Here is a 2,568-nt window from a genome sequence, read left to right as displayed (position 1 = left end):
TGGTGGGAAAACTAATGACCCAAAATTATTTATTAAAAAAATAAATAATTTCATCCTAAATCTGTTTGGGAGAGATAATTTTAAAGATCAAAATATATCCGAAGATTTAATTGATGGGTTCATAGAGAGGGTGCTTTTGGATAAGGGATTGCCTGAGATTTCACCTGTTGATATTAATTCAGAAAGTTTACAAAAAATATTTAAAGAGATCCTTTATACTTAATCTTGGTGATATATGTTTATGAACGAAATGCTAACTTCGAAGGAATTCCTTGAGGAATTGGTGAGGTATGGAATAGATTTTTTCTGTGGTGTTCCTGATTCTGTAATACGCAAATTAATTGAACTCATACCCGAAACAGGTATCCCTTATGTAAATGCTACCTGTGAAGATGTTGCTGTTGGTGTGTGTGTGGGTGCTTATTTAGCTGGGAAAAAACCTTGTCTGCTAATGCAAAATTCTGGTCTTGGGAACGCTAGTGACGCTATTGTTACATTAAACACATTATATAAGATCCCCCTTTTATTTATAATTAGTTGGCGTGGTTTTGACGGACGTGATGAAGTGCAACATTTAGATTGGGGAAAAATTACACTTCCTTTCCTTGATACTATTGGGCTGCCATATATGTTAATATCCAAGGATAATTATAAAGAAAACATAAACAAAGCTATGAGCATGATAAATAATCAAAATATATCCGTTGCATTGGTTGTCCGTAGGGGGTATTTAGATGAGAAGAGATGAAGCTATAAAAGCGGTATGTAAAGCAGTTGATATAAAAAGCGTATTGATATTTGCTAACGGGAAGATAAGTAGAGAAGGTTATCTAAAGTGTGATAGCAAAAGAAACTTCTATATGTTAGCTTCCATGGGCAAAGCTTCATCTATAGGTCTTGGAGTCGCATTAAGTAAACCCAATAGAACTGTTATTGTATTTGATGGTGATGGAAATATTCTAATGAACTTGGATAATCTGGCAATGATAGGATACTTCCAACCAAGAAATCTTATTCATATTGTCCTAGATAATGAAATTTATGCTACCACTGGTTGGCAAGAAACATTATCAGAGAAAATAGAACTAGATAAAGTTGCTAAGTCGTGTGGTTATAATAATGTGTTTAATGTTGAAACAGAGAAAGAGATCATAACCGCAGTAGAAGAATGTTATAGGTTAGATGGTCCTCATTTTATCCTCATTAAAATTGATAAAGAGGAAATAAAAGGTACAAAAATAATTCCTTACAGCCCTCCAGAAATAAAGGATCGATTTATGGAATCATTACGGGGTGATGGAGAATGACAAACACGCTTAGAATAAAAGATCGTGTCATCGGGGGGGATAATCCTTGCTTTATGATAGCTGAAATTGGACTGAACCATAATGGAAGCATAAAGATTGCCAAAAAACTTATTGATAAGGCATGTGAGGCTGGTGCAGATTGCGTTAAATTTCAGAAAAGAAATGTAAATACTTTAGCTATAAAAGAAGTCTTAGATGCTGAAGATAATAGATTTCCTGAATTTGGAAAAACATATAGAGAAATAAGAGAATATCTTGAATTCTCTCAAGAGCAATATGAAGAAATAAAGCAATATTGTGATAAAAAGAATATTATTTTTCTATGCTCTGCTTTTGATATTGAGTCCGCAGATTTTTTAGAGCAACTTGGCGTTGAAGCATATAAAATCGCTAGTCATTGTTTAACAAATTTACCTTTAATAGAACATATTGCAAGAAAGGGCAAGCCCATGCTTGTCTCAACAGGAATGTCTACTATCGATGAAATTGACGAAACTGTAATGCTGATAAAAAAGTATAATTGTCCTTTTATGTTATTTCATTGTGTGTCATCTTATCCACAATCTGCCGAAGAATCTAATCTAAAAATGATAAATGTGTTAAGCAAAAGATATAATGTACCTGTTGGTTATTCTGGACACGAAATCGGTATAATTATATCTCTTGCAGCGATCGCTCTTGGTGCTAAAGCCATTGAAAGACATTTCACGCTTGACAGAAACATGATTGGATTTGATCACAAATTATCTTTACAACCTGAAGAGCTTAAAGAACTAATAACAAAAGGGAGAGAGATTGAAAGAGCTTTAGGTTCTGGTGAAAAAAAAATCACAGATAAAGAATGGATTACCAGAAAAAAATATCACTATTCAATTGTTTCAAAGGTAAATATTCCCAAAGGAACGATAATTACAAAGAGTATGTTAACAGCAAAAAATCCAGGCACAGGTCTTGAAACTCGCTACTTACCTAAAATAGTAGGTAAAAAAGCTGTAGTTGACATAAAAGAAGATGAGATTATAAGATTTGATATGATAGAAAAAAATCATAAACCTAAGATAACACAACCAAATCCTATTTCCAAAGCCGGGAAAGATAATAGAGATAAAGGGAATAGATGAAGCGAAGAGAATAGAAGGAATTTACAAGATTCATCTTAATGATGATATAAAATTAGGAGGCAAAATAGAAAGGGTAACAGATCATACAATGAGAAAAGGATATGTGATAGCACTTGGAGAAACTCGTGAGCAAGCAGTTA

5 protein-coding genes are annotated in these 2,568 nt (G+C 33.2%); all 5 read left to right on the top strand.

What is annotated here, in order from left to right:
* Nucleotides 1-223: hypothetical protein (locus tag J7J33_04535; GenBank protein ID MCD6168555.1), on the top strand; the 223-nt coding region annotated here is incomplete at its 5' end.
* 18 nt (nt 224-241) lie between these two features.
* Nucleotides 242-748, top strand: a complete 507-nt coding sequence (locus J7J33_04530; protein ID MCD6168554.1) for a sulfopyruvate decarboxylase subunit alpha — start codon at nt 242-244, stop codon at nt 746-748.
* Complete coding sequence (locus J7J33_04525; GenBank protein MCD6168553.1) at nt 735-1,307, top strand: sulfopyruvate decarboxylase subunit beta; 573 nt, start codon at nt 735-737, stop codon at nt 1,305-1,307. Before J7J33_04530 ends, J7J33_04525 begins: the two co-directional genes overlap by 14 nt.
* On the top strand, nt 1,304-2,428 hold the full coding sequence (locus J7J33_04520; protein ID MCD6168552.1) for an N-acetylneuraminate synthase family protein: 1,125 nt from the start codon (nt 1,304-1,306) through the stop codon (nt 2,426-2,428). The genes J7J33_04525 and J7J33_04520 overlap by 4 nt, the downstream gene beginning before the upstream one ends.
* Nucleotides 2,379-2,568, top strand: a 190-nt coding sequence (locus J7J33_04515) for a phosphoribosylglycinamide synthetase (GenBank protein ID MCD6168551.1), incomplete at its 3' end; no start/stop codon positions are given. The genes J7J33_04520 and J7J33_04515, both read left to right, overlap by 50 nt.

The sequence above is a fragment of the Caldisericia bacterium genome (assembly GCA_021158845.1).
Lineage (GTDB): Bacteria > Caldisericota > Caldisericia > B22-G15 > B22-G15 > B22-G15.
The sequence above is the reverse complement of the archived record's forward strand: the minus strand, read 5'-3'. Positions and strand labels throughout refer to the sequence as shown.

Excerpts from the sequence above, each read along its gene's own strand:
- J7J33_04525 (MCD6168553.1), top strand. The coding sequence starts at position 735 with ATGAGAAGAGATGAAGCTATAAAAGCGGTATGTAAAGCAGTTGATATA.
- J7J33_04520 (MCD6168552.1), top strand. The coding sequence starts at position 1,304 with ATGACAAACACGCTTAGAATAAAAGATCGTGTCATCGGGGGGGATAAT.
- J7J33_04530 (MCD6168554.1), top strand. The coding sequence starts at position 242 with ATGAACGAAATGCTAACTTCGAAGGAATTCCTTGAGGAATTGGTGAGG.